The 25,577-nt window shown below is 70.3% G+C and carries 26 protein-coding genes; 16 read left to right on the forward strand and 10 right to left on the reverse strand.

What is annotated here, in order from left to right:
- The first annotated feature begins 245 nt into the window (after nt 1-245).
- Together ACZ3II_RS03060 and ACZ3II_RS03065 are read left to right on the forward strand one after the other, a co-directional pair.
- Nucleotides 246-458 (forward strand): DUF7455 domain-containing protein, encoded by a 213-nt coding sequence (locus ACZ3II_RS03060; protein WP_465515942.1) that lies wholly within the window; start codon nt 246-248, stop codon nt 456-458.
- Between the two features lie 76 nt (nt 459-534).
- The gene (locus ACZ3II_RS03065) at nt 535-2,295 is read left to right on the forward strand and encodes a sensor histidine kinase (RefSeq protein WP_465515943.1); all 1,761 of its coding nucleotides are present in this window, start codon (nt 535-537) and stop codon (nt 2,293-2,295) included.
- A gap of 86 nt (nt 2,296-2,381) precedes the next feature.
- On the opposite strand, the gene ACZ3II_RS03070 is transcribed toward ACZ3II_RS03065, so the two are convergent.
- From ACZ3II_RS03070 to ACZ3II_RS03100, 7 genes are all read right to left on the reverse strand, one after another.
- Complete coding sequence (locus ACZ3II_RS03070) at nt 2,382-3,188, reverse strand: SRPBCC family protein (RefSeq protein WP_465515944.1); 807 nt, start codon at nt 3,186-3,188, stop codon at nt 2,382-2,384.
- Between the two features lie 60 nt (nt 3,189-3,248).
- Complete coding sequence (locus ACZ3II_RS03075; protein ID WP_465515945.1) at nt 3,249-3,974, reverse strand: hydrolase; 726 nt, start codon at nt 3,972-3,974, stop codon at nt 3,249-3,251.
- Nucleotides 3,975-4,201: 227 nt separating this feature from the next.
- A complete protein-coding gene (gene csrA / locus ACZ3II_RS03080) occupies nt 4,202-4,444 on the reverse strand; it encodes a carbon storage regulator CsrA (protein ID WP_465515946.1) in 243 nt (80 codons plus the stop codon).
- A gap of 76 nt (nt 4,445-4,520) precedes the next feature.
- The gene (gene fliW, locus ACZ3II_RS03085; protein ID WP_465515947.1) at nt 4,521-4,919 is read right to left on the reverse strand and encodes a flagellar assembly protein FliW; all 399 of its coding nucleotides are present in this window, start codon (nt 4,917-4,919) and stop codon (nt 4,521-4,523) included.
- Between the two features lie 41 nt (nt 4,920-4,960).
- Nucleotides 4,961-5,878 (reverse strand): flagellin N-terminal helical domain-containing protein, encoded by a 918-nt coding sequence (locus tag ACZ3II_RS03090; RefSeq protein ID WP_465515948.1) that lies wholly within the window; start codon nt 5,876-5,878, stop codon nt 4,961-4,963.
- 11 nt (nt 5,879-5,889) lie between these two features.
- Nucleotides 5,890-7,356, reverse strand: coding sequence for a flagellar hook-associated protein FlgK (flgK, locus tag ACZ3II_RS03095; RefSeq protein WP_465515949.1), 1,467 nt, complete (start codon nt 7,354-7,356; stop codon nt 5,890-5,892).
- Nucleotides 7,356-7,841, reverse strand: a complete 486-nt coding sequence (locus ACZ3II_RS03100) for a flagellar protein FlgN (protein WP_465515950.1) — start codon at nt 7,839-7,841, stop codon at nt 7,356-7,358. Before ACZ3II_RS03100 ends, flgK begins: the two co-directional genes overlap by 1 nt.
- Before the next feature lie 245 nt (nt 7,842-8,086).
- Between ACZ3II_RS03100 and ACZ3II_RS03105 the strand changes: the two genes are divergently transcribed.
- The 14 genes from ACZ3II_RS03105 to ACZ3II_RS03170 all read left to right on the forward strand — a co-directional run bounded on the left by ACZ3II_RS03105 (nt 8,087) and on the right by ACZ3II_RS03170 (nt 21,518).
- Entirely contained in the window at nt 8,087-9,337 is a 1,251-nt protein-coding gene (locus ACZ3II_RS03105) for a flagellin N-terminal helical domain-containing protein (protein WP_465515951.1), read from the forward strand.
- Nucleotides 9,338-9,465: 128 nt separating this feature from the next.
- Nucleotides 9,466-10,881 (forward strand): flagellar filament capping protein FliD, encoded by a 1,416-nt coding sequence (gene fliD / locus ACZ3II_RS03110; protein ID WP_465515952.1) that lies wholly within the window; start codon nt 9,466-9,468, stop codon nt 10,879-10,881.
- A gap of 50 nt (nt 10,882-10,931) precedes the next feature.
- Nucleotides 10,932-11,303, forward strand: coding sequence for a flagellar export chaperone FliS (fliS, locus tag ACZ3II_RS03115; RefSeq protein ID WP_465515953.1), 372 nt, complete (start codon nt 10,932-10,934; stop codon nt 11,301-11,303).
- Nucleotides 11,300-11,638, forward strand: a complete 339-nt coding sequence (locus ACZ3II_RS03120; protein WP_465515954.1) for a hypothetical protein — start codon at nt 11,300-11,302, stop codon at nt 11,636-11,638. Before fliS ends, ACZ3II_RS03120 begins: the two co-directional genes overlap by 4 nt.
- Before the next feature lie 179 nt (nt 11,639-11,817).
- Nucleotides 11,818-12,165, forward strand: a complete 348-nt coding sequence (gene flgB, locus ACZ3II_RS03125; RefSeq protein WP_465515955.1) for a flagellar basal body rod protein FlgB — start codon at nt 11,818-11,820, stop codon at nt 12,163-12,165.
- Between the two features lie 2 nt (nt 12,166-12,167).
- A complete protein-coding gene (locus ACZ3II_RS03130; protein WP_465515956.1) occupies nt 12,168-12,560 on the forward strand; it encodes a flagellar basal body rod protein FlgC in 393 nt (130 codons plus the stop codon).
- A gap of 5 nt (nt 12,561-12,565) precedes the next feature.
- Nucleotides 12,566-12,916 carry a flagellar hook-basal body complex protein FliE gene (fliE, locus tag ACZ3II_RS03135; protein ID WP_465515957.1) on the forward strand — a complete coding sequence of 117 codons (351 nt, stop codon included), beginning with the start codon at nt 12,566-12,568 and terminating at the stop codon, nt 12,914-12,916.
- A gap of 1 nt (nt 12,917) precedes the next feature.
- Complete coding sequence (fliF, locus tag ACZ3II_RS03140) at nt 12,918-14,528, forward strand: flagellar basal-body MS-ring/collar protein FliF (protein ID WP_465515958.1); 1,611 nt, start codon at nt 12,918-12,920, stop codon at nt 14,526-14,528.
- Between the two features lie 16 nt (nt 14,529-14,544).
- Nucleotides 14,545-15,570 (forward strand): flagellar motor switch protein FliG, encoded by a 1,026-nt coding sequence (gene fliG / locus ACZ3II_RS03145; protein WP_465515959.1) that lies wholly within the window; start codon nt 14,545-14,547, stop codon nt 15,568-15,570.
- Nucleotides 15,554-16,222, forward strand: a complete 669-nt coding sequence (locus ACZ3II_RS03150; RefSeq protein WP_465515960.1) for a FliH/SctL family protein — start codon at nt 15,554-15,556, stop codon at nt 16,220-16,222. The genes fliG and ACZ3II_RS03150 overlap by 17 nt, the downstream gene beginning before the upstream one ends.
- 13 nt (nt 16,223-16,235) lie before the next feature.
- Entirely contained in the window at nt 16,236-17,543 is a 1,308-nt protein-coding gene (locus ACZ3II_RS03155) for a FliI/YscN family ATPase (protein WP_465515961.1), read from the forward strand.
- 315 nt (nt 17,544-17,858) lie between these two features.
- On the forward strand, nt 17,859-18,302 hold the full coding sequence (locus ACZ3II_RS03160; RefSeq protein ID WP_465515962.1) for a flagellar export protein FliJ: 444 nt from the start codon (nt 17,859-17,861) through the stop codon (nt 18,300-18,302).
- Nucleotides 18,299-19,291 carry a transglycosylase SLT domain-containing protein gene (locus ACZ3II_RS03165; RefSeq protein WP_465515963.1) on the forward strand — a complete coding sequence of 331 codons (993 nt, stop codon included), beginning with the start codon at nt 18,299-18,301 and terminating at the stop codon, nt 19,289-19,291. The genes ACZ3II_RS03160 and ACZ3II_RS03165 overlap by 4 nt, the downstream gene beginning before the upstream one ends.
- Nucleotides 19,292-19,322: 31 nt before the next feature.
- Entirely contained in the window at nt 19,323-21,518 is a 2,196-nt protein-coding gene (locus ACZ3II_RS03170) for a flagellar hook-length control protein FliK (RefSeq protein WP_465515964.1), read from the forward strand.
- A gap of 136 nt (nt 21,519-21,654) precedes the next feature.
- Here ACZ3II_RS03170 and ACZ3II_RS03175 read toward each other — a convergent pair whose 3' ends face one another.
- The 3 genes from ACZ3II_RS03175 to ACZ3II_RS03185 all read right to left on the reverse strand — a co-directional run bounded on the left by ACZ3II_RS03175 (nt 21,655) and on the right by ACZ3II_RS03185 (nt 25,471).
- Nucleotides 21,655-21,903, reverse strand: coding sequence for a hypothetical protein (locus ACZ3II_RS03175; protein ID WP_465515965.1), 249 nt, complete (start codon nt 21,901-21,903; stop codon nt 21,655-21,657).
- A gap of 12 nt (nt 21,904-21,915) precedes the next feature.
- Nucleotides 21,916-23,247 carry a hypothetical protein gene (locus ACZ3II_RS03180; protein WP_465515966.1) on the reverse strand — a complete coding sequence of 444 codons (1,332 nt, stop codon included), beginning with the start codon at nt 23,245-23,247 and terminating at the stop codon, nt 21,916-21,918.
- 169 nt (nt 23,248-23,416) lie between these two features.
- The gene (locus ACZ3II_RS03185) at nt 23,417-25,471 is read right to left on the reverse strand and encodes a flagellar biosynthesis protein FlhA (protein ID WP_465515967.1); all 2,055 of its coding nucleotides are present in this window, start codon (nt 25,469-25,471) and stop codon (nt 23,417-23,419) included.
- Nucleotides 25,472-25,577 lie beyond the last annotated feature (106 nt).

The following is a 25,577-nucleotide window of genomic DNA, read 5'->3' on the forward strand; positions in this document are numbered from 1 at the left end:
CGGTTGTCTTCACTCGGCGGCATATCTGCACGTCCGGGGGCATGCCGAAAGCGGCTGAGGGAATGTTGGGGAGAGGGGAGTGCGTCCCCGGGTTCGTCCGGGTAGTGGCCGGGTTGCGCCTGCCGGCGACGGATGAGTCACACCGGGAACCTCTAAGCCGACCGTGCGGGGGGCCGAACTTCTCGCTGTCAGGACCGCTGCACCGCTACACCAAGCCGTAATGCCACCCGAGCAAGGAGAGCGATATGACCACTCTGCTGTCGCCCGAGATCGACACCGTCGGCGAGATGACCGAGCGCTGCGATCGCTGCGGGGCGGCCGCCAAGCTGGAGGTAGTCCTGACCAGCGGCGGTGACCTCGCGTTCTGCGGCCACCACGCCAACCGGCACCACGCCGACATCACCCGCGTCGCCAGCAAGATCCGTCTCGAGGACGGGTTCGACTGGGCCGGGAGGTAACCGCCCGACGGGGTAGCCCGCGATATGCTCTTTCCCTCACGTCTTGGGGGTATTTGTGCATATCGCGGCGCATGACGTGGGCAGACTGTCCCGGCTGACCGCCGGGTGCGCCGGAGTCACGGTTGCCGTTCTCGGCGCGCTGCACACGTTCGACGCCGGGCCGGCGGTCGCCCTCATACCCGCCGGACTCGCCCTCCTGCTCCAGGTGACACCGGCCGGCGGCCGAGCCGGCCGATTACGGGCCGGCGCGGCCGCGCTGCTCGCCCTGGGCGCCGCCGCAGTGGGCGCCGCGTCACTCGGCACCCACCCGGCCGCCGCCGTCGCGACCACCCTGTCCGGGCTGGCACTGGCCTGCCTCGACCTGCGGGTGCCCGGCCGGGCCGGCGGCATCGCGTTCCGGGTCGCCGACCCGCTCCTGCTGGGCGCCGCCATCATCGCGCTGGTCGCCCTGGTGCCACGCCTGTTCGAGCCGGCCTTCCCGCCCGGCCGCGGACCGGACAGCGTCATGGCACCCACGCTCGCCGGGACACTGCTCGCCCTGGCCGTCGGCACCATCCTGGCCCGGCCCGAGACGGGACCGCTGCACACCCTCGACGAGTCGGGGCCCCGGGTGGCCGTACGCCGCCTGGCTCCCGCCCTGATCGCCGCACCCATCGTCGCCGCCCTGGTCAGCGCCTTCGCCGCGCGGACCGGCGCGAGCCGTCCGGTCGCCGCGGTGAGCACCGGGGTGGTCCTCGCCGCCCTCGCGCTGCTCGCCCTGCTCGCCTACCTGGTGCGCACCCTCGACGACGCCGACCAGCGGCAACGGCATCTGGTCGCCGAGCTCCGGGAGCGGCAGGACTTCGCGCAGACGCTGCTGCAGTCGATGAACGAGGCCGTCATGGTCCTCGACGCCAACTACCGGGTGATCGACGTCAACCGCCGCTGGCGCGAACTCACCGGCCACGACCAGCCACCCGTCGCCACGCCGCCGTTGCCGCCTCCCGGCACCGGCGGCGACTGGCTTCTGCCCCGCGCCGACGGCACCGACGTGCCGGTGCTCGCCACCATGGCGGCCATCCCGGACGCGGCCGGCGCCCCCCGCGGGTACGTGGCCACCTACATCGACATCGCCGAGCGCAAGCAGGCCGAGGACGCGCTCACCGAGCACGCGGCCGAGCTCGAGCGCGGCAACGCCGACCTGGCCGCGGCGCTGGCGTTCAAGAACGACCTCACCTCGATGCTGACCCACGACGTGGCGCAACCGATCAGCTCCATCGCGAGCCTCGCCGAGCTGCTCTGCGCGGACTGGGCGGACCTGCCCGAGGACATCCGGCTGGAACTCGCCACGAAGATCGACAAGAACACCCGGCGGCTCATCAAGATGATGAACGACCTGCAGTTGCTCTTCCGGCTGGACACCGGCGCGGTCACCGCCCGGCGGGTGCCGGTGCCGCTGCTCGAGGTGGTCGAGTCGGCCTGCGGGACGGCGGTCGGCACCGGCGACGTGGAGATCGTCATCGACGAGGAGCTGTCGGCGCTGGCCGACCGCGGGCATCTCAGCGTGGTGGTGGAGAACCTGGTGAAGAACGCGTTCGCGCACGGCTCCCCGCCGGTCCACATCCGGGCCGGCCGCGCCGCCGGGGACACCGTGCGCCTGGTGGTGCAGGACAGCGGCGCCGGGATCCCGGACGACCTGCTGCCGAACCTGTTCGGGCGGTTCATCCGGGGCGCCGGGCTGGGCCTGTTCATCGTGCGGCACCTGGTGGAGGCGAACGGCGGCGCGGTGAGCTACGAGCACGCCGAGCCTCGGGGCGCGCGCCTGATCGTGACCCTGGAGGCGCCTTCCGCGTGTTGAGTTCGGGCGCGCATAGCGGCCGAACTCCACACGCAAGCCGAAGGCCCGGGACGCTGCGCGTCTCCGGGCCTTCTGACGTTCGCGGGTCAGCCGCGCTCTTCCTCGTTGATCATGCCGTGGCCCCACATGTCCGAGCCGGTGTTGCGGCCACCCATCCGCGCGGTGCCGGCGATGCCGCCGCTGCCGATGTCGGCCGAGGTGGGTGCGTTGTGCAGCGGGTTGTCGGTGAGCCCGGTGCCGGTCGGGTCGGCGTTGCTCAGGTCCGCGGCGCCGGTGTCCCATCCGGCGCCCGGGCTCGGGGCGGGGCCCGTCGCGTTCCGGTTGCGGATGCGCGCGGCGACCGAGGCCGGCGACGGCGCGTCCATGCCGATGCCCGGCAGCAGGGTGTGCGACCGGCCGCTCATCTGCTTCGAGCTGGCGCCGCCGTGCGGGATCGGCCGTCCGCCCAGCACACCGCTCTCCACCAGGCCCTTGAACGTGGTGAGGTCGGCCTTCAGCCGGCGGGTCAGCGACTCCTGGCCGTGCCGGTCGCTGGGCATGAGGAAGGCGATGTCGGCCTCCAGCTGGGCGACGACCTGGGTCTTCGTCTCACCCATCGGGCGCAGCGTGATCGTCTCGGCGAGCAGCGGGCCTTCCATGGTCGACCAGGAGACGCGCTCGTCCGGCGACCGCTCGATGATCTGGGCGTCGAATTCGCGGCGCTTGCCGTCCACATCCATGATCCAGTGGGTCTGGTCAGCGCCGATCGACGTCACCTGCCGCACACCGGTCATGAACCGCGGGTAGTTCTCGAACGCCGCGAGCTGCTCGTACACCGTGTGGACCGGCGCACTCACTTCGATAGCCTGCTGAACCATGCTCATCGCAACTCTCCCATGCTGAAGTGCTGGCATCACAGAGAGTACGGAGGTGATTTCGCCTCGTGTTCGGTTTCGCTGTTTCCTTGACTTCACTCAAACCCGGCGAAGGTACTGCCAACGGCCCACCTCGGCCGCGTACCGGGCGTCGCTGGCCGGCGCCACCGTCACCGCGGCGTCGAGGAGCATCTCCACCACCCGCGCGGACGGGCTGCGCCACGCCTCGCTGACCTCCACCACGGCGCCGGTGGTCCGGCAGGCGGCGGCCAGCTCGGCGACCAGCGCGGGCGTCACCACGGAGTCGTCGACACCGGCCTGGCCGAGCAGGGACAGCGGGCGGGCGAGCTGCGCCGGGACGTACCGGGACGCCCGCTCCAGGCCCTTCACCGTCGCCGCTACCAGCGACTCGGCCACCTGCCCGGCGGTCAGCACACCGGCGTCCAGCCGGGCCCGCACCTCACGCGGGCCGAGCAGCCCGTCCTCGGTCGGCAGCCCGGAGACCGCCACCGACAGGGCGTCCAACGGGGCCAGGTCCGGCGGCAGGGCCAGCCAGCCGTCGGCGCGGACCACCTCCACCTCCGCGGCGACCCGCAGGGTCATCTCGGTACGGTGCCGGGCCCGCCGGACCGCGTCGGCGTACGCCGACAGCCAGGTGGTGTCCGGGGCCGCCTGGTCGGCGAAGGTCAGCGCGGTCAGACCGGCCCGGTCGGCCGCGGAGACGACCACACCGACGGCGTCCCGGCCGGCCGCGAAACCGGTGTGCACGTGCGCGTCCACCGTCAGATCGAGCGCGCCTGCCGTACCGACCGCTGATTCGCCCACGTTGTCTCCCCGGCTGAAAGAAACGGGACTGTCCCGCCGAAGAACGAGAGTGCGGGCCGGACGTTGTCTCCGGGGTCAGCGGCCGGTGCAGGTCGGGAGCGTGACCGTGGACCGTACCGGCAACCCGGCCGCACCAGCCGGCGCACCCCGGCCCCGGCATGCTTCTTCTCATGCACAGGAAGACGCCCGCCGCGACGAATCGCGGCGGGCGCCCGGAACCATCTGTCTCACTCGGACGATTCCGGTTTCCCCAGCATCTGAGCGAGCGCGTGGACGGCGTCATCGGTGGGTGAGGCAGCCGCCCGGTTCGCCTCCTTGAGCTCGCGGTAGACCTCCTCGCGGTGCACCTGCACGTCCCGGGGCGCCTGAATGCCCAGCCGGATGACGTCGCCGCGGGCCTCGAGGACCGTGATGACGACATCGTCGCCGATCATCACGCTCTCCCCGGCCCGCCGGGTCAGCACAAGCATCGGGGCCCTCCTCCATCCATGGAAGAGCATGGGGCGCGGCCGCGCCGAAACGCGACCGCGCCCGCACTGACGAGGTTCAGAAACTCCGGTTCATGATGGCCCGGACCGGCAGGCCCGAGCCGTTGAGGACGACCTGCATGGCACGCATGCTGTCCCGGTCGACGACGATCGGGGCGAGCAGGTTGGCAGTGGTCTCGTTCTCGCCGGCGGTGATCACCGTGAGCAGCAGCACCCGGTCCGGGTCCTGGGTGTTCAGGGCGGCGAAGACCGCGTTGTCGATCTCCGGGGCGTACTCCGGGAAGAACGGCTCCGGAGGGGCCACCAGGAAGCGGAGCTCCGGGTTGTCGACAGACGTGAGCGCGTAGAGCAGACCGTCGTCGTTGAGACGCACCAGAACGAAATCCCGGTGTGCCGGGAACCCCGCCATGGGCACCGCCATCGTGATGGTCGGCAGCCCCAGCGACGGGTCGGTCATGGTGGACTCGATCGGTCGGGATGCGGTGCGAATACTCATGGTCACCTCAGGAAATCGATGAGCGAGGGCTGGATCACCTTGGCCGTGGCGGCCAGGGCGGCCTGATACGAGGTCTGCTGGAGCTGCAATTCCATGATCGCCTTCGGCAGGTCGACATCCTCGATATCGGACAACTGCGACGACACGGACATCAAACGATCCTCAGCGGACTGCTTCATCTGCGTAACCCGATTATATCGGGCGCCTACGTCGGAAAGGGTTGAGTTAACAATTTCGGTGGCTATATCCAGGTTTTTCAGGCCAGTCTGGATGTCCTCGGGTTTCTGGTCCCGCATGGCTTTGACGAGACCGTCGAGAACGCGGAACAACTGCTTGTCGTTGTCGACGCCGTCCACCGTGTCCGGACCGAAAACCTCCGGGCCACGGACGTCGACCCGCACCTTGGCATTCGGGCCGATGGCACGCGTGGTCTCCCCCGCGATCTCACCCTGGTATTCACCCTTGTCCCCGTAGGCGGTGGCGTCCGGAGTGGACCCGCCGAAGACCGGGCGATCCAGGTACTTCGTGTTGGCGTACTGAATCAATGTGCCTTTGATCTGCTCGATCTCCTCGGCACGCGCCCTGTTCGCCTGCGGCGTGCTGCCACCGCCGGCACTCGCCGCCTCCAGCGTGAGCGTCCGGACCTTCTGCAGCCGCTCCGTGACGCTCTGCAGGGTGTCCTGCACCGTCCCGAGACGGCCCAGCGCGTCGTCGGCGTTGGTGGAGTACTTCTTGTTCGCGCGCACCTCGCCCCGCAGCTGCAACGCGGTCACCGTGCCGGTCGGAGAGTCCGACGGACGGCGTAGCTGCTTGCCGCTGGAGATCTGGTCCTGCGCCTCCTGGGTGCGGTTGAGATTCCGCTGGAGGCCGGCCATCGTCCTGGTCTGGATGCCACTCTGTGTCACCCGGGGACTCGTCATGAGCGTCCTCCTTACCTGCCGACCAGGCCGGTGCGGTTGATCAGCTGGTCGAGCATCGAGTCGATCGTGGTCAGGACCCGGGAGGCCGCCTCGTACCCACGCTGGTAGGTGAGCAGGTTGGTCATCTCCTCGTCGAGGTTGACCCCGGACTCCGAGTCCCGTGCGGCGTCGACCTGGTCGGTCACCGCGTTCTGGATGTCGCGCCGACGGGTCGAGGACTGCGCGGCCACCCCGAGATCACCGATCAGCGACTGGTACGCGGCGTCCGCACCCGTCCGGGAATCGGCCAGCTCGGCCAGCGCGTCGGCCCGATCGCCGTCGAGCACCGGGGTCCCGCCCTTCGGATTTCCCGAGGAGATCGCCAGCTTGTCGACGTCATCGACGATCTCCTGATTGACCATGATGTTCTTGGCGTTGAGTGTGGTGCCCTCCTTGGCCACGAAGAGATCGAGGCCGGAACTGCCGTCGTATCCGAATGCGGCGATGGGGTCGCCGGCGTGCACGCCGTTGACGTCCGCCGCGAGCTTCGTGGCGACATCGTCGAGACGCCGCGACCACGTCGCCAGCGTTCCGCCCTCACGGAGCAGCTCGGTCTGGGCGCCCATCGTCCCGCCGGCGCTCACCGGTGTGCCGTTGTCCTTCCATTGGAGAGCTACGTCGATGCGCTGCCCATCGCCGTTGACAGTGCCGAGGCTCTCGAGCCGTGTCGCGCTGGGCTCCTTGATCGCGATCTCGCGGACGTTGAACCCGCTGACCAGCTGCGCGTTTCCGATGTAGACGTTCGTCGCGCCGTTCGGTGAGTCGGTGGTGGTCGCCCCGGCGAGTTCCGCCAGCTTGAGGATCTGCTGCCCGCGCTGGTCCATCAGCTCGTTCGCCTGCAAGCCGGCTTGGCTGGCCACCACGATCTCGTGGTTCAGCTTCGCGATCGAGGCGGCGGTCTTGTTGACCTCGCCGACGTAGGTGTCGAGGCTGGCCCGCGTCGCGACGTACTGGCTGTTCAGCGCGCCGGCCGCGTCGTTGAGCGAGGCCGCGACGGTGGTCGCCTGCTCCAGCGCGGCCGCCTTCGGCGCTTTCTGCGCCGGGTGCGCGGCAACCGCGTTGAACCCGTCCCACATGTCCTGCAGGCGCGCCTGCAGGGCGGTGTCGCTGGGCTCGCCGAACACGTCCTCGATCAGGTTGTACGCGCTCGTCCGCTCGTTGTGGTACGCGGAGTTGGCGTGCTCGGTGTAACTGCGCTGGTCCAGCGCGGTGTTGCGGAGACGCTCGACCGAGGTGACCGTGACGCCGTTGCCGACCGCGTCGGTGGTGGCGTAGACGCCCGGCACCAGATTGGCGTTCTGCCCGTGCATCACCACCCGCTGGCGGGTGTATCCCTCGGTGTTCGCGTTCGCGATGTTCTGGCCTGCGACGTCCAGGCCCCGGCGCTGCGCGTACAGCGACGTGAGCGCCGTGTTGAGTCCACTGAATGTGCTGCCCATCAGATCGCCTCATCAACCAGGGTGGGGCGCCGCACGGCGCCGCTGACGGTCTGGCCCTGCGGTCCGTACGTTTCCACAGTCTCAGCGAACGCGAGCATGGTTTCGCGAGCCGCACGCTGACCTGCGGTGAGCAGATCACGGTTGACGTCGGCCAGGGCCCTGATCTCCGACGTCAGCATCAGAAAGGCCTTACGGTGCTGGTGCAGCAGATCGGACCAGGGGTCCGGGGCCGCGTCGGCGAGTTCGCCGAGCGAAGCGTCCGGGGACAGACCGAGCTCGACGGCGACCTCCTGGGAGTACGCCGCGCGGATCACCTCGGTCTGCCGGATCTGATCCAGGACCACCTCGACCTCGCGGGTGGCGTGGCTGAGCCAGCGGGACCGGTTTGTCGCGAGGAGCAGCTGCTCCTCCTCAAGCTTGAACAGCAGCATCTCCAGCAGCTCCCGAGAGCGCCAGAGGACACTGGCCAGGTCGGTCAGGCTCACCCGGTCCTCCGTCGTATAGCCGTTCGGGCGCACCCCTCGGCGGACCCGCTCATTCGGACAGGTCGGCACATCCGCCGTGCCGCTGAGTGGTTTCCCCCGATCGGTACTTATCTGGTTCGCCCTAAAAGCCCGAAAAAATCTCGGAGAATCCTCAGTGCCTCTCGGCGACTCGCCGAACGGAAGGGCGCAACACCACGGCTCATGGACGGGCCGGATCACGAGCCCACATCAGGGAGGAATCACCAATGGGTCTCCGCATCAACCAGAACATCGCCGCGCAGAACGCCTACCGGAACCTGTCCGTCACGGACAACCAGATGTCGAAGTCGCTCGAGAAGCTCTCCAGCGGTTTCCGCATCAACCGGGCGGCTGACGACGCGGCCGGCCTCTCGATCTCCGAGGGCCTGCGGGCGCAGACCGGCGGTCTGAAGGTCGCCGTCCGTAACGCCCAGGACGCCATCAGCGTGGTGCAGACCTCTGAAGGCGCGCTCAACGAGGTCACCGGCATGCTCCAGCGCATGCGCGACCTGTCGGTGCAGTCCAGCAACGCCTCGCTCGACGCGGACGCCAAGAAGGCCGCGAACGCCGAGTTCCAGCAGCTCTCCCAGGAGATCGACCGGATCGGCGAGACCACGGCGTTCGGTAAGTCGAAGCTGCTCGACGGCTCCTTCGGCATGGCCGCGAAGACGTCCGGCGACCCGCTGACGGGCACCCCGGCGTCCGGCAGCACCCCCGCGGTGCAGGCCACGCTGCCGACCACCAGCGGCGCCATCTCGATCACCGCGATCGGGGGCAAGACCCTCGACACCCAGATCGACGTCGGCGACATCGCCCTGACCGAGAAGGACAAGAACGGCGACGACGTCGCTCTCAGCCCGCAGGCGGCGGCCAAGAAGATGACCGAGGCCATCTCCACCGCCCTGAAGGACCAGGGCCACGGCGACGTCACGATGGAGGTCTCCGCCGAGGTCGACAAGACGAGCGGCAACGTCACCTTCAGCGTTTCCGGCACGACCGGTTTCAGCGCCACCATCGGCTCCCTGGTCGACGCCTCCGCGGGAGCCGACCCGATCGAGAACGCGACGCCGGGCGCGTTCCAGATCGGCGCCAACGCGGGCGAGACGCTGAGCGTCGGCATCGGCGCCGTCAACTCCAAGACCCTGGGCCTGTCGAACCTCGACCTGACCAAGGCCGCCACCCCGGGTGGCGGCAAGTCGGGTGCGGAGGAGGCGATGAAGGCGCTCGACATCGCCATCCAGTCGGTCTCCGACACGCGGGCCAAGCTGGGTGCGCACCAGAACCGCTTCGAGCACACGATCAACAACCTGAACGTGGCGGTCGAGAACCTGTCGGCGTCGGAGTCGCGGATCCGGGACACCGACATGGCTCAGGAGATGGTCGGCTTCACCCGCAACCAGATCCTGACCCAGGCCGGCACCTCGATGCTCTCGCAGGCCAACCAGGGCTCGCAGGGCGTGCTGTCGCTGCTCCGCTGAGCAACCCGATAGCAACCGAAAGCGACTGAATCGGTAGCGCCAACGACCGAAGAGATGGGGGTAGCCGGCTCGCCCAGCCGGCTACCCCCGCTCCGTGAACGTCCTCGGTGAAGGAAAGTAGGTTTCCCGTGAGCAGCTCTGTCGACGGCCTCGTCAGCGGCATGCAAACCTCCTCGATGATCCAGCAGATGATGCAGGTCGAGGCCGCGCCGCAGACGAAGCTCAAGACCAAGGTCGAGACCGCCCGGACCACCGTCACGTCATATCAGGCGATCAACACCAAGCTGGCGGCCGCGGAGTCGGCGGGGAAGGCGATCGGGCGGCTCGAGACCTGGCGCACGATGAAGACCAAGTCCAGCTCCGAGTCGGTGACCGCCACGTCCGGGGGCCTCAGCGCCATGGCCGGCAACATCAAGTTCGACGTCAAGTCGGTGGCCCGCCCGCAGTCCACGGTCCTGCGGGTCGACACCACCGCCGACAACGTGCTGCCCCCCTCGTTCGACATCAGGATCGGCAAGAACGACGGGACCGGCGTCGCCGACCCGAGCGCGACCCACACCATCACCCTCTCCGGCGACCCGATGCCCACGCCGACGCCGGACAACCTGGCCGCGGCGATCAACAGCGCCGACATCGGCATCCGCGCCTACGTCGTGAAGACCGGCGAAAACGAGGGCATGCTGCAGCTCACCGGCATGAAGGCGGGCGCCGAGAACGGGTTCGAGCTGGTCGGGTTCGGGGGCCTCGGCCTCCCCGACCCGGGCACCGGCCTGACCACCGACCCGGCCACCACCGTGGCGTCCAACGCGGTGCTCAAGATGAACCCGGACGCCGGAGCGGCCTCGTTCGAGGTGACCAGCGACAGCAACACCTTCACCGGCCTGATGCCCGGCGCCACCATCACCGTCAGCAAGGAAGAAGACGGCGTCACCGTCGACGCGACGACGGATGTGGACGCCATCGCGGCCAAGTTCAAGGCGTTCGTCGACGCCACGAACGAGGCGCTCACCGAGATCAAGACGCAGACCGCGTACGACCCGGAGACCCGCAAGGGCTCGCCGTTGACCGGTGACTTCACCATCCGGCAGATGTCCCAGGCGCTGCTCAGCGAGATCAGCACCGGGCTGAACACCAAGAAGTCGGTGGACGCGGATAACAAGGTGGTGACCGAGCCGTTCGACTTCGGCGCGGACGGCCCCTCGCTCAGCCGGCTCGGCATCAAGATCGGCGAGGGTGGCCTCCTGGAGTTCAAGGAGAGCGCCTTCAAGGAGACCTACACCAAGGACCCGGCGCTGGCCCGGGAAGCCGGCATGACCTTCGGCAACAACATGGTGATCCTCGCCAACAGGCAGCAGAAGACGGTCAAGAGCGTGGTCGAGGGCCGCAAGACCGAGATCGAGACGCTCAACGATCAGGTCAGCAACTGGGACATCCGGCTGGCGTCCCGGCGTCAGGCGCTGCAGCGGCAGTACGCCGCGCTGGAAACGGCGCTCGGCAAGCTGCAGAACCAGTCGAGTTGGCTCAGCGGAGCCATGGGCGGCTGACGATTTCCGCCCCACTCCGGCCGACCACTGAGATCAACCGAGGGAGACCCATGAGCGCACCCAACCTCCGCGACCGTTACCTGCAGGACTCGATCAACACCGCCTCGCCGGGCAAGCTTCTCGTCATGCTGTACGACCGCCTCATCCTCGATCTCATGCACGGCGAGGAGGCGATCCGGCATGCCGACCGGGCGCTGGCCAACGACCGGATCTCGCACGCGCAGGAGATCGTGCTGGAGCTTCGCGCCACCCTGAACCTGGAGGCCTGGGACGGCGCGCCCGGCCTGGCCAACCTGTACGGCTTCATCCTCACCGAGCTGATCGGCGCCAACATCAAGCAGGACGCCGACCGGGTGGCGGGCTGCCGCAAGTTGCTGGAGCCGCTGCGCGACGCGTGGCGCGAGGCCGCGGCCGCGACATGAGCACCGCGACGGAGAACGGCCTGAACTGGCGGGCCGCCTGGACCGCCGCGCTGGACGACCTGGAGATGGACGTCCTCGCGGTCGAGACGATGCTGCTCGACGAGCGCCGCATCGCCGAGACCCCGCCGGCGAACCCGTGGCGCCCGCCGACCGAGCTGGGCGCCCTGCCGCTGGAGCTCAGGCCGCGGGCCGACGAGATCCTCACCCGTCAGCTGGCCGTGGCGGAGGAGATCGCCCGCCGGCTCACCGCGAACCGTCAGCAGATGGCGATGACCTCCCGGATCGAGACCGGCGAGGCGGTCAAGCGCCCGGTTTACCTGGATTTCGCAATCTAGATCCCATATGACTCAGGTCCCGGACCCCCGCAGGGGTCCGGGACCTTTCTGTGTGCAACCTCCCAGCAACCGGTTGGGACTCAGCGGAACCGGGAGTACGCCGAAGTGCAGGGTACGAGCACGGATCGCTCACCGAAAAGCCACGGATCGGCTCCACGGAATCGACTAGGGAGTCTGCCTTGTTCGAGGACCGCGCATCCGCCTCTCTCCGCGTCTCCATCGCCGGGCTCGCCGCACGGCAGCAGGCCATCGCCAACAACATCGCCAACATCGAGACCCCCGGTTACCGGGCACGTAAGGTCAAGTTCGAGGAGGCGCTGCAGAGCGCCGTCACCCGGGGCCAGTCTCCGCTCGGGGTGACCCCGAGCGTGCAGGAGTCGCTCGAGCCGACCCGGCTCAACGGCAACAACGTCAACCTCGACCAGGAAACGTTGTCGCACATCGACACCACGATGCGCTACAACCTCGCGATTCGGGCGCTGGACGGCAAGTACAGCTCGCTGCGCGAAGCCATCAAGGGGGCCTGACGATGAGCACCTTCAACGCCATCGGGATCGCGGGTAGCGGCGTCACCGTCTACCGCAAGTGGCTGGACGCGGTCGCCGACAACCTCGCGAACATCAACACCACCACGCGGACCAGCGAGAACGCCTTTCAGGCCCGGTACGTCGCGGCGCGCGCCGCCCAGGACGGCAACGGGGCCGAGGTCGCCGGCATCCAGTACGGCAACGCTGAGGGAGTCCTGGCCTACGAGCCGGACAACCCGCTCGCCGACGCCGAGGGTTACGTCCGTCGTCCGGACATCGACATGGGCAACCAGATGGCCCAGCTCATGATGGCCCAGCGCTCCTACCAGGCCAACCTCTCGGTCGTCGACCGGGCACGTGAGTCGTACAACGCCGCGATCAACCTCGGGAAGTGATCACCATGACCTCACCGATCAGTCCGCTCGGCGGTTTCTCCGGCATCGAAGGCATCAGCGGCCGCGGTATCGGTGGCCTCAACGGCCTCGGCAGCATGCTCGGCGCCTCGGAGACCGCGGCCACGCAGGGACCGAACACCGACTTCGCCGGGATGCTCTCCAAGAGCATCGAGAACCTGCAGGCCGCGCAGACCAAGGCGAGTGACCTCGCCGTGCAGGTGGCCGACGGCCGCCTGAAGGACCCGGCGCAGTACACCATGGCCGCCACGGAGGCCGGTCTGGGACTGCAGCTCACCATGGCCGTCCGGAACAAGGCCGTCGAGGCGTTCCAGGAGATCATGAGGATGCAGGCATAAAATGACCGACCGCCTTCCCGCTCCGGTTCGCCGCGTCACGGACACCTTCAAGTCCTTCACACCGGGACAGAAGGCTGTCACTGTTTTCGCGATTCTCGCCCTCGCCGTCGGCGGTTACTTCTTCGCCGCCTGGGCCGCGAAACCGTCGTACCAGATCCTCTTCAACAACCTGTCGACCAAGGACGCCAGCGCGATCGTCGAGTCGCTGCAGAAGGCCGGCACCCAGTACGAGCTGGCCAACGACGGCCAGACCATCCTGGTGCCGCGCGACCAGGTCAATCAGCTCCGCCTCCAGCTGTCCGGCGAGGGCCTGCCCAACGACGAGGGCACCGGCTACTCGCTGCTGGACCAACAGGGCATCACCACCAGCGACTTCATGCAGCACGCCAACTACCAGCGGGCCCTCGAGGGCGAGCTGTCCAAGACGATCAAGTCGATCGAGGGTGTCGAGGCCGCGACCGTGCACCTCGTGATGCCCAAGGAGGACGTCTTCTCCGACGATCAGAAGAAGCCGACCGCGTCGGTGCTGGTCGCCTCGAAGGGCAACGAACAGCTCGACCAGCAGCAGGTGCAGTCGATCGTGCACCTGGTCGCGTCGAGCGTCGAAGGGCTCGACCCCACCCAGGTCACGGTGGCCGGCTCGGACGGGCGGATGCTCTCCGCGGGTGGCGGCAACATCATCGGCGCCACCGGCGCGGACAACGCCGGCGAGCAGCAGACCGTGGCGTTCCAGAACCGGCTGAACAGCTCCCTGCAGCGGATGCTCGACAACCTGGTCGGGCCCGGCCACTCGGTGGTCACCACCACCCCGGTCCTCGACTTCGACCAGGCCGAGACCCGGACCAAGAAGTACAGCACCGACCCCTCGATGCCCGCCGAGCAGGAGAACATCAAGAGCGAGCAGTACAACGGCACCGGCAACACCTCCGGTGGGGTGCTCGGGCCGGACAACATCCAGGTGCCCAACGGCGGCAACTCCGGGCAGTACACGCAGAAGGACGAGACCCGTACCCGCCGCTTCAACGAGGTCGAGGAGGTGCGCCGGAACGCCCCGGGCAGCATCGAACGGCTCAACGTGTCGGTTCTGCTGGACAGCACGGTGGCCGGATCGGTCGACCCGAACGAGGTGCAGCAACTGCTCAGCGCGGCGGCCGGTATCGACCCCACCCGCGGCGACACCATCGCGGTGGCCTCGATGCCGTTCGACAACACCCAGGCGCAGGCGGTCAAGGACGAGCTCGCCGCCGCGGCCGCGGCCGAGAAGGCGGCCAAGCAGACCAAGCTGATCCAGACCGGGGCCCTGCTGTTCGTGGTCCTGGCACTGATCTTCCTGGCCTGGCGGGCCAACCGGCGGGCCAAGAAGCGCCAGCAGCAGCTCACCGACGAGGAACGGCGTCACCTCGAGGAGATGCAGGCGGCGCTGGAGGCGCAGCGGGCGGCGGAGCTGGACGTCACCGTCGCGCACGCACTGGAGCTGCCGGAACTCGCCGGAAAGACGGACGAGGCACGCGAGGAGCGGCATCGTGAGATCGAGGAGCTGGTCCGGGAGAAGCCGGACGAGACCGCGTCCCTGATCCGCAGCTGGATCTCCGCCGACACGAACCCTCGCTGAACCACAGGAGTTTCAGTTGACTACACCGGCGCTCACCACGCTCAACATGACCGGGGTCCGCAAGGCCGCGATCATGCTGGTCCAGTTCGGCAAGGAACACGCGGCCCAGGTCATGGCGAACATGACCGACAAAGAGGTCGAGATGGTGTCCGCCGAGGTGGCCCGTTTGGGCAAGCTCGACCCGCTCCAGGTCGACGACGTGATGGACGAGTTCTACGCCATGGCCACCACCCGATACGCCGGGTCGGGTGGCATGGACTACGCACGGGAGCTGTTGGAGGCGTCGCTCGGCAAGGACCGGGCGGCGCTCATCCTGGAACGCCTCGAAGCGTCGATGAACGACATCCCCTTCAACTTCCTCAGCAACGCCGACCCCCGGCAGTTGCTCTCGTACGTCCAGTACGAGCATCCGCAGACCATCGCGCTGGTGCTCGCGCACATCCCCTCCGGGCTGGCCTCGTCGATCCTGGCCGGCCTGCCGCTGGAGGTGCAGACCGAGGTCGCGCACCGCATCGCGATCATGGATCGCACCTCGCCGGACATCATCCGCCAGGTGGAGAGCGCCCTGCAGCGCAAGCTGTCCAGCGTGCTGCAGCCGGACGAACTCTCCACGGTCGGCGGTCTGCAGCCACTCGTCGACATCATCAACCGCGCCGACCGCACCACCGAACGGCTCATCCTGGAAGCCCTGGAAGCCCGCAGCCCCGAGCTGGCCGAGGAGATCCGGCGCCGGATGTTCATGTTCGAGGACATCATCAACCTCGAGGACCGCGCGGTGCAGCTCATCCTGCGCCAGGTGGAGCCGGCCGACCTGGCCTGCGCTCTCAAGGGCGTGCCCGAGGGCGTACGGGACAAGGTCACCAAGAACCTGTCCGAACGCGGCCGGGAGAACCTGCTCGAGGAGATGGACCTGCTCGGCCCGGTCAAGGTCAAGATGGTCGAGGAGGCCCAGGCCAAGATCGTCGGTGTCATCCGCACGCTGGAGGACTCCGGCCAGATCGAGATCCAGCGTGGCGGTGAGGCGGATGAGCTCATCGCCTGACCGGGTGCTCCGGGGGGTCGCGGCGGAGAACCTGGCCGCCGCCCGCTTCGGGATCGACCTGCGCAACGACGTCCCGGTCGACAACGAGGCCGTCGAGCAAGCCAAACAGCAGGCCAGGACCACCGGGTACGCCGAGGGATGGGCGCAGGGCAAGCGTGAGGCCACGGTGGCCGCGGAGTCTGCCACGGCCCGCGCGCACGCTGCCGAGGAGGCGTTCGAGCAACGCCGCGCCGCCGCCCTGAACCGGGCCGTGAACGCCCTGGGCCGGGCCGTCACCGATCTCGAGAACCAGCTCATGCCGACCTTCACCGAGCTGCAGGAGGTCGTGCTGGCCAGCGCCTGGGACCTCGCCGAGGCGATCATCGGCCGGCGCCTGCGCGACGATCCGGAACGCGGCGCCGACGCGCTGCGCCGGGCCGTGACCGCCGCCCCGGAACACGGCGACATGACGGTCAACCTGCACCCGGACGACTTCCGGAGCCTCGTGGGCGAGGGATCCGGGGAGGATTTCGACTTCGAGGGCCGGCGGATCACGCTGCGCCCCGACCCCGGGCTCCAGCCCGGTGACGCGGTCGCCGAGACGGGCACCGCCACCGTCGACGCGACCATCGCCGCCGCGGTCGACCGTGCCCGGGAGGCACTGCGGTTGTAAGGGCCTACTTCTGATGACCGATGTCTTTCAGCACCGGCTGCACAGTGCGATGGAAGCCGCCCGCCCGCTGGTCAGCGGACGGGTCACCGGGGCGGTCGGGCTGCGCGTGACGGTGAGCGGGCTGGAGGCGAACGTCGGCGACCTGCTGCGCCTCGGCAGCGCCACCGACCCGATCCTGGCCGAGGTCGCCGCGCTGGACGGGGACAAGCTCTCCTGCATGCCGCTCGGCCCGATCACCGGGATCGGCGCCGGCACCCCGGCGGTGAGCACCGGCGGGCCGTTGCGGATCGCGGTCGGGCCGGACCTGCGCGGCCGCATCCTGGACGGCCTGGGCCGCCCGATGGACGGCGGCCCGCCGTTGCGCGGGCACCTGGTGCCGATCGACGCGGCGCCGCCCTCGGCCATGGAACGCCAGCTGGTCGGGGCCCAGATGTCCCTCGGGGTACGCGTCCTCGACACGCTCGTCCCGTGCGGCAAGGGCCAGCGCATCGGCATCTTCGCCGGCTCCGGCGTCGGCAAGTCGACCCTGATGAGCCAGATCACCCGGGGCACCGCGGCCGAACTGAACGTGGTCGCGCTGGTCGGCGAACGCGGCCGTGAGGTGCGCGAGTTCATCGAGCACGACCTGGGCCCGGAAGGCCTGGCCCGCTCGGTGCTGGTGATCGCCACGTCGGACACGCCACCGCTGGTCCGGCTGCGGGCCGGCGCGGTCGCCACCCGGATCGCCGAGTACTACCGGGACGAGGGTGCCGACGTGCTGCTGATGATGGACAGCGTGACCCGTGCGGCGATGGCGCAGCGGGAGGTCGGCCTGTCGGTCGGCGAGCCGCCGGCCACCCGCGGCTATCCCCCGTCGGTCTTCGCGATGCTCGCCTCGCTGCTGGAACGCGCCGGGCCGGGCGCCCGCGGCAGCATCACCGGCCTCTACACGGTGCTGGTCGAGGGTGACGACCACAACGAGCCGATCGCCGACGCGGCCCGGTCGATCCTCGACGGCCACATCGTGCTGGACCGCAAACTCGCCACCGCCGGCCACTTCCCGGCGATCCAGGCCCTCGACTCGATCTCCCGCGTCGCCAACAAGATCACCACCCGGGAGCAGCGGGCCGACGCCACCGAACTGCGCCGGCTGATGGCCGCGCACCGCGAGGTCCGGGAACTCGTCGAGATCGGCGCCTACGTCGCCGGCACCAACCCGGACGCCGACCGCGCCAACGCCGCCTGGCCCCAGATCAGCGCGTTCCTCCGCCAGGATCTCGACGACCGCACCACGGCCGACTCCGCCTGGGCCGCGTTACGCGCCCTGATCGCGACGACCTGATCTTTCCGGCTGGTTCTGAGGGCTGTCTCAGGGCGGTTGAGACAGCCCTCAGAGCCAGCCGAGGGGGTAACCGGGACCACCGCATTCGGCCCGGCGGCCGCGTTACGGCCCGGACCCCGGCAAACCTCGCGCGGAGCGGATGGGACGGCCTGGTTGCGGTTGAGAGCAGTTTGCGGCGTACGAGAAAAGGGTTGAGAAATCGCCACCGGGCAGCTCAGTAGCGAAGCGGGTGCAGGCGCTCAGTGGATCATCGGAAGGGCCGAAGCGGTGAGGTGAGGGCTAACCGTCCCCGTGAGGAGGCCGACGTTGAATCGCTTGTTCCGACTGGGATCCGTGCTGCGCGCCCGCAAGGCACAGGAGGACGCCGCCCGTGGCGCCGTGATCCAGTCCCGGGCCGACATCCGTGAAGCCGAAGCCATGGTGAAACGCCGCAAGCTGGACCTGGTCGGGGCGGACGCGCCGTCCGAGGGTTCGGCCCGCGCCATGGTCGCCGCCCTGGTCGCCCGGCAGTCGCTGGCCGCCGGCCTGTTCGACGCACAGCGGATGGTGACCGACGCCGAGGACGTCGAGCGGCAGCGGATGGCCGCGCTCGCCGACGCCTCCAAGCGCAGACGCGCCGTCGAGCTGATGGCCGAACGGCACGCCGCCACCGTCAAGGCCCACGACCTGCGCACCGACCAGGCCAACCTGGACGAGCTCGCGGTCAGCGCCAAGGCGCGCAGCTCCGCCGGAACCGTCGACGACCGGGGCGAACAATGACCATGCTGGGCGTCTCCGGGGTCCTGTCGCGCATCTCCGAACTGCAGAATCAGCTCGGGATCAACACGACCGGCCCGGCTACGGCGGCTACCGGCGGCACGTCCGGCGCACGGTTCGCCTCGGCGCTGTCCAGCGCCACCGGCACGCCGGGCGGGCCGGTGGCGGGATCCGGGCCCAGTGGGGACGACGTGGTCGCGGCGGCCAAGAAATATCTGGGTACGCCGTACGTCTTCGGCGGCACCGACCCGAAAAAAGGCCTGGACTGCTCCGGGTTCATCAAGCGGGCCTACGCCGACCTCGGCGTCGATCTCCCCCGCAACTCCTGGCAGCAGGCCAAGGCCGGCCGTCCGGTCGCCAGCCTGGCCGATGCCAAGCCGGGCGACGTCCTCGCCTTCAACTCGCCGGTCGACCACGTCGCGATCTATCTGGGCGACAACAAGATGATCGCCGCGCCGAAACCGGGCGACCACGTCAAGATCCAGAGCGTGTACGAGACGCCCAGTGCCATCCGCCGCGTCCTCGACACCGTGCCCGCCGCCGCCGTGCAGGACATGTCGTCGCTGCGCCCGGCCGGTTTGCGGGCCGTCGCCGGCGGCGGGCTGAGCGGGGTGCCGTACGCCGAACTGTTCGAACAGGCCGGCGCCCGGCACGGCGTCTCACCGAAACTGCTCGCCGCCGTCGCCAAGGTCGAGTCCAGCTACAACCCGCGGGCCGTCAGCAAGGTCGGCGCCCAGGGCCTGATGCAGCTCATGCCGGCGACCGCCCGCGGCCTCGGCGTCGACGACGCGTTCGACCCGGCCCAGGCGGTCAACGGCGCGGCCAAGCTGCTCGCCTCTCACCTGCGCGAGTTCAAGTCGGTGCCGCTGGCGCTGGCCGCATACAACGCCGGCGGCGGCGCGGTGCACCGGCACGGAGGCATCCCGCCGTCAGCGGAGACCCAGGCATACGTCCCGAAGGTGCAGAAGGCCCTGGCCGCCCTCGGCGGCTGAGGTCCTACGGAGCAGAGATCAGGGAGACCGCATGACCATGCCGAGTTCAGTGAACGGTCCCGACCGCAAGCCGGGTGCCGAGGCGTCCCGGCGGCCGGGCGGGCGGCGTGAGGAGGGCGGGGCGGACTTCGGTTCGGCACTCTCTGCCGAACTGGGCCGGCCTCCCGGCGAGGACGAGCGGGAAAGACCGGAACGAACCGGCGGCGACACGGACCCCCAGCGGGCCGCACGGGCGGCGGCGGCCCGGACAGCGGCGGCGAAGTCGGCGGCCGCGCACACCACCGACCAGGCCGCGATCGCCCGCGCGACCGCGGAACGGGTCGCCGCCGAACGGAACGCGGTGGCGCGGGCGGCCAGTGGGCGGGCGGCGTTCTCCCGGGCGGCTCTGTCGCGGGCCACCGCCCCGCAGGCCCCCTTGTCACGGCCCGCCGCTGCGCAGACCGGCTCGGCGCGGGCCACCACTTCACCGGACACCTCGCCGCGGGCCGCCGTGGAAAGGGACGCGGCCGAGCGGGCCACGGCGAAGCGCGCCACCACGGACCGGCACGCTGACCGTGCTACCGCGGAGCGGCACGCTGACCGGGCGGCGGACGGGCGGGAGACGACACAGCGGGCGGCAACCGAGAGGGCGGCCGCCGAGCGGCGCTTCACCGCCGGGCGCACCGCGAAGCAGCCCGTGCCGCCGGCAGGCGCGGACACCCGGCGGCCCGCCGAGGCCACCGCCGGCCGGACGACGGGTGACCGCGCCTCCGCGGCTTCGGGTGATCGCACGCCCGCGGCTTCGGATGACCGCACGCCTGCGACCTCGGGTGACCGTACGGCCGCGAAGGCCGGGCCGGTGCAGGGCGATGCCGAGTCCCGTCCGGTGACGGATGCGGCAATCGAGGCCACGGCGGTCGACGACGCCGCGCAACCGGCCGGCGAGGAGACGGCCGAGGCGGAACAGAAGCAGGCGACCGGAGGCGAGATCGGCACGGTCACGGCGATGGCCGGCACGATCGCCGGCATGGCGGTGCAGGTGCCCGCCGAGGCCACGCCGGACAGCGGCGGCGAGGCGGCCGCCCCGTCCCCGGTCACCGTCGCCGCACCCCAGGCCGGCGCGACCGTGACCCCGGCGGCGACCGGCACGGCGACGCCGGCCGAGAACAGCACACCGGGCGCCACCGGCGCCGCTGCGACCGCCACCGTCCCGGCGGACCCGGCCGGAACCACGTCGGCAGCCCCGGCGGGCGCCGCGACGGCGCAGCCGGCTGCCACCGCCGATGCCGCCACGGCCACGACGGCTCCGGCCATCGCGCCGGGCACGCCCGGCACCACCCCGGGCAGTCCCGCCGCACCGGGTCAGCCGGCCGGCGCGAACGCCGCCGCACCGGGTACACCCGACGCCGCGGCCGCCGCACCGGCCACGACGGTGACGCCGGAGGCCGCCGCCACGCTTCGCCCGGAGAGCCTGCGCACCGCCGACACCGCCGCCACCACGACGGCGGCGGAACCGGCCACGACGAGCCCGGCCGGCACCGCCGCCGAGCCCACGGCCGCCGGGGACACCGGAACCGGCCAGGGTTCGGCGGACACCGGCGGCCAGACCGGTCAGGGTGGCTCCGGCCAGTCCGGCTCCGGCTCGGCCGGGACCACGGCGACCGGGTTCTCCACCGGTCTTCCCCAGGGCGCCGTCCCCGGTGAGGCCACCGCCGCGGCCACCCCGCCCGCCGCCGGGCTGGCCGGGGTGACCGGACCGCAGGCCGCGGCGCCGGCCGCGCCGGTCGCCGAGACCGCGGCCCCACCGCCGCCCGCCCCGAGCACCCCGTCGCCGGCGGCCGCGCAGGTCGCGATGCGGATCATTCCGTTGCGGCTGGACGCCGACGGCGTACACCGGCTGACCGTGAACCTGCACCCGGTCGACCTGGGCCCGGTCCAGGTGGTGGCGGAGATCCGCAACGGCGACATCACCGTGCAGCTGTCCGGCGGCACCGAGGCGGGCACCGAGGCGCTCCGGTCCTCCCTGGCCGACCTGCAGCGGGACCTGGAGGATGCCGGGTTCACCAACTGCACCCTCGACCTGCGGCAGGGCAATCCGCAGCAGCAGGCCCGGCAGCAGTTCGCCGAGACGCTGAACCGCCGGACCGGCAACGGCCCGGCCGGTGGACCGGACGTCGGCGCCGAACCCGCCCCGGTCACCACCCGGCGGGTCGACCCGGGCACCGGGCGGGTGGACATCGAGGCCTGACAAACGCATCGGGCGCCGGCCGCTGTGTTCAGCGGTCGGCGCCCGATGGCGTGTGGATTTCTGGCGCGTATAGCGCCCGAAATCAACACGCTGGAACTGCATCTCGGTCGGCTTCCCCACCGGGCGAGATGACGGTTCAGGACGACTTTCCTGGCTCCGGATCGCTGTCGTACGGCTCGGGCCGCACCACGTGCGCCGGTTCCTCCTCGGCCTTCTTGTAGCCGGCGAGGATGAAACGGAGCCCGGCCAGCAGCACCGCGGCGATCGGCACGGCCACCAGGAACCGGATCAGCACCTGGATCAGCTCCACCTCGTCGAGCATCAGGCGGTACCAGGCCGGAGCACTGATCAGCAGCGCGAACAGCAGAACCGACGGCTTGATCATCGGCTGACGGGGTCAGCGGCGGCCGGAGCGGGTCACCCGGCGAGGCATGACCGCCAGCGGCATCACCTCGGCGGCGATCCGGGCGCACAGCATCGCCGCCCAGGCGTGCGGGGTGGCCGGCTTGCCGTCCAGCGAGAAGATCGGCACGTCCAGCCCCAGCACCGAGGCCGGGTCCGCGGTGAGCTCCACGCTGTGCACCACGAGTGCCTCCACGTCACCGAGGTTGCGCAGGTGGCGGGCGGTGTCGGCGGTCTTGCGGGTGGCGTCGACGACGGCCCAGAGCGCGGTGGCGCCGAGCGCGTCGCACATGTCGTTGACCCAGAACGGGTCGGTGCCGCCGACCGGCGCGTCGACCACCACCACCCAGGGGTGCTCGGAGCTCTGCAGCTTCTCCGCCCGCGACTCGGCCGCGCTGCGGCTGGAGATCAGCCGGGAGGAGTGCAGCCCGGTGCCGGCCGTGGAGGGCGCGGCGAGCAGCAGGTGGGTCTGGTCCACGTGCAGCTGTTCCAGGATGTGCTTGCCGATCGAGACGGCGGTGTGCACCTCACCGGCCAGGACCAGGATCTCGCCGGGGCCGTCCGGGATGCCGGGGGCGGCCGGGCGGGCGGCGAGCACGCTGAGCACCCCGGCGTACGTGTCCCCGCCCGTGATCTTGCGGGCCATCGCCTCCGGCATGCCGACCGCGATCAGGTTGCGCTGCACCGGGTCGAGGTCGTCGGTGGGCGGCGGCGGGGCCGACGACTTGGGGGCCGGCGTCGGGGCCGGGGAGACCGGGACCGACTCGTCGAGCCCGTAGACCTCGGCCGCGGAGCGGATCGGAGCCGGGGCGAACGCGGCTCGCGGAGGCGCCAGGGCCGGTTCGGACGGCCGTACCGGAGCAACGGGTGAGACCGCACGCGGCGCGGACGTGGCGGCGCGGATCGGCGTCATGGTCTCGGGGACCTCGCGTTCCCGGGCGGCGGGCCGTTCCGGGAAGCTCGGCATCGTCGGCAGGGCGGCGGGCAGCGGCCGCTGGCCCGCGTTGACCGCCGAGCCGGTGGCCGCGGCCGGGCGGAAGGGCCGCACCGTCGGTGTGTCCTCCCGGCTGTCGGCCTTGGCCTCGGCCGGCCGGGCCCGGGCCGGGGCACGGCCCTCACCCAGGTGGCCGGCGACGTCCAGGCCGGCCATCAGCTCGGCGAACGCGGCCCCGGTGTCACCGAGGCCGGCCGTGCGGCCCTCCTGACGGGCCCGTAGATCGGCCGTGGTGGGCCCACGTTCGGTGGTCACCCGGTCCTTCGATTCGGCCTGCTCCAGCAGGCGCTCGAAGTTCTGTGTGCCGTTGCCGGCAACGGTCTGTTGCGCCATGTCATCACTGTCCTCGGTTGAATCCGGTACCTCGACGGAGAGCTCGTAGTGCTGCTTCGCGAAGAAGCCCCCGATGCCACCGCTTCGTACTTTGTCTGCGGAGACGATCCGGACACCCGACCCGTATTCGTCACGCACCTGAGCCAGCAACGGCTCGATGGCCGGTCCCTCAAGCAGCACCCGCGTAGGCACCGTTCACCACCCCTATCGTCTCGATCTGTGCGGTGGAACCAGAGATTTCGCTGTACGACAGCACCTGGACCCGGCGCGAGCCGGCTCGCAGCAGTCGCATCAACGGCAGCCGCAGCTGTGGTGAGCAGGCCAGGACGGGATTCATGCCCTGCTGCTCGGCGGCCTCGGAGATCCGGCTGGCCTCGCTGACGATCGCCTCGGCACGCATGCCGTCGATCGCCATGAAGGCGCCGGTGTCGCTGGGCCGCAACGATTCGAGAAGGCTCTGCTCGAGCATCGGATCGAGCGTGATCACGGTGAGCCGGCCCGCTGTCGTGTGCTGGGCGGCGATGGCCGGCCCCAGCGCGCTGCGCGCCGCCTCGACCAGGCCGTCGTGATCGACCGACATCTTGGCCCGCAGCGAGAGCGACTCGAAGATCCGGACCAGGTCGCGGATCGGCACGCCCTCGTCGAGCAGCGCCTGCAGCACCTTCTGGATCTGGCCCAGGCTGAGCAGCGCGGGGGTCAGTTCCTCCACCACGACCGGGTGGGTGCGCTTGACCATCTCGCTGAGCGCCCGGACGTCCTCGCGGCCGAGCAGGCGGCTGGCGTTGGTCCGGACGATCTCGGCCAGGTGCGTGATGATCACCGACGCGCGGTCCACCACCGTCGCGCCGGAGATCTCGGCCTGGTAGTGCATCTCGGCGGGAACCCACTTGCCGGCCAGCCCGAAGACCGGTTCGACCCCGGCGCGGCCGGGGAGCGCGTGCAGTCCCTCGCCGATGGCCAGGACGGTGCCCGGCGGCGCCTGGCCGGAGCCGGCGTCGACCCCGGAGATCCGGATCGCGTACGAGGACAGCGGCAGGTCCAGGTCGTCGCGGGTCCGGACCGGCGGCATGATCACGCCGAGTTCCATGGCCATCTTGCGGCGCAGGGCGCGTACCCGGTCGAGCAGGTCCCCGCTGCCCGGGTCGACGAGGTCGACCAGGTCCGGGGCGAGCGCCAGTTCGAGGGGGTCGATCCGCATCTCGCCGAGCAGCGACTCCGGGGAGTCCGGCGAGGGCAGATCGGGCGCCTCGGCCGCGGCCTTCGCCGCCTGGACCTCGTCCTCGGGCACCGGATCCTTGACCCGTTGCGCGATCAGCAGGACGATCCCCCCGACCAGCAGGAACGGCAGTTTCGGTAGGCCCGGGATGATGCACAGGGCGATCGCCGCACCCCCGCCGATGCGCAGCGCGAGCTTGTTCTGGCCGAGCTGCGTGGTGACGGTCTGGCCCATGTCACCGGAGGTGGCGGACCGGGTCACGATCAGACCGGTGGCGACCGACAGCAGCAGCGCCGGGATCTGCGAGACCAGGCCGTCGCCGATGCTCAGCATGCTGTAGTGGTTCATCGCGTCGGCCGGGGCCATGCCGGCCTGCATGATCCCGATGGCGAAGCCACCGACCAGGTTGATGATCGTGATGATGATGGCCGCGATGGCGTCGCCCTTGACGAACTTGGAGCCACCGTCCATGGCGCCGTAGAAGTCGGCCTCGGCGGCCACCTCGGCGCGGCGCACCTTCGCCTGCGCGTCGTCGATCAGGCCGGCGTTCAGGTCGGCGTCGATCGCCATCTGCTTGCCGGGCATCGCGTCGAGGGTGAACCGGGCGCCGACCTCGGCGACCCGCTCGGCTCCCTTGGTGACCACGATCATCTGGACGATCACCAGGATCGAGAAGATCACCAGACCGATCACCAGGTTGCCACCGACGACGAAGCTGCCGAACGCGTGGATCACCTTGCCGGCGTCGCCGTCGCGCAGCACCAGGCGTGTCGCGCTGATGTTGAGAGCGAGCCGGAACAGGGTCATGACCAGCAACAGCGCGGGGAAAACGGCGAAGTCGAGCGGTCTCTGCACGAACATCGAGATGAGCAGGACCAGGAGGGCGGCCGTGATGTTCACGGCGATGAACAGGTCCAGCAGGAAGGTCGGCAAGGGTACGACCATCATGATGATGATGCCGACGACCCCGATGGGTACGGCGAACTTGCCTAGGTTCTTCGTTTTCACGGCACCTTCCGAGCGTGGGCAGTCCGATGGCCATCCGGGCCCCGCCGTCGCCGTCCTGGCAATGGTCTGTTCGGCGTGTTCCCGCCGTCACTGAGGCCGCTGTGGC

The organism is Actinoplanes sp. NPDC019969 (genome assembly GCF_055562375.1).

Excerpts from the sequence above, each read along its gene's own strand:
- ACZ3II_RS03060 (WP_465515942.1), top strand. The coding sequence starts at position 246 with ATGACCACTCTGCTGTCGCCCGAGATCGACACCGTCGGCGAGATGACC.
- ACZ3II_RS03070 (WP_465515944.1), bottom strand. The coding sequence starts at position 3,188 with ATGCCAGCACTTCAGCATGGGAGAGTTGCGATGAGCATGGTTCAGCAG.
- csrA (WP_465515946.1), bottom strand. The coding sequence starts at position 4,444 with ATGCTTGTGCTGACCCGGCGGGCCGGGGAGAGCGTGATGATCGGCGAC.
- fliW (WP_465515947.1), bottom strand. The coding sequence starts at position 4,919 with ATGACCGACCCGTCGCTGGGGCTGCCGACCATCACGATGGCGGTGCCC.
- ACZ3II_RS03090 (WP_465515948.1), bottom strand. The coding sequence starts at position 5,878 with ATGACGAGTCCCCGGGTGACACAGAGTGGCATCCAGACCAGGACGATG.
- flgK (WP_465515949.1), bottom strand. The coding sequence starts at position 7,356 with ATGGGCAGCACATTCAGTGGACTCAACACGGCGCTCACGTCGCTGTAC.
- ACZ3II_RS03105 (WP_465515951.1), top strand. The coding sequence starts at position 8,087 with ATGGGTCTCCGCATCAACCAGAACATCGCCGCGCAGAACGCCTACCGG.
- fliS (WP_465515953.1), top strand. The coding sequence starts at position 10,932 with ATGAGCGCACCCAACCTCCGCGACCGTTACCTGCAGGACTCGATCAAC.
- ACZ3II_RS03120 (WP_465515954.1), top strand. The coding sequence starts at position 11,300 with ATGAGCACCGCGACGGAGAACGGCCTGAACTGGCGGGCCGCCTGGACC.
- ACZ3II_RS03130 (WP_465515956.1), top strand. The coding sequence starts at position 12,168 with ATGAGCACCTTCAACGCCATCGGGATCGCGGGTAGCGGCGTCACCGTC.
- fliE (WP_465515957.1), top strand. The coding sequence starts at position 12,566 with ATGACCTCACCGATCAGTCCGCTCGGCGGTTTCTCCGGCATCGAAGGC.
- fliF (WP_465515958.1), top strand. The coding sequence starts at position 12,918 with ATGACCGACCGCCTTCCCGCTCCGGTTCGCCGCGTCACGGACACCTTC.
- ACZ3II_RS03150 (WP_465515960.1), top strand. The coding sequence starts at position 15,554 with ATGAGCTCATCGCCTGACCGGGTGCTCCGGGGGGTCGCGGCGGAGAAC.
- ACZ3II_RS03155 (WP_465515961.1), top strand. The coding sequence starts at position 16,236 with ATGACCGATGTCTTTCAGCACCGGCTGCACAGTGCGATGGAAGCCGCC.
- ACZ3II_RS03165 (WP_465515963.1), top strand. The coding sequence starts at position 18,299 with ATGACCATGCTGGGCGTCTCCGGGGTCCTGTCGCGCATCTCCGAACTG.
- ACZ3II_RS03170 (WP_465515964.1), top strand. The coding sequence starts at position 19,323 with ATGACCATGCCGAGTTCAGTGAACGGTCCCGACCGCAAGCCGGGTGCC.
- ACZ3II_RS03175 (WP_465515965.1), bottom strand. The coding sequence starts at position 21,903 with ATGATCAAGCCGTCGGTTCTGCTGTTCGCGCTGCTGATCAGTGCTCCG.
- ACZ3II_RS03180 (WP_465515966.1), bottom strand. The coding sequence starts at position 23,247 with ATGGCGCAACAGACCGTTGCCGGCAACGGCACACAGAACTTCGAGCGC.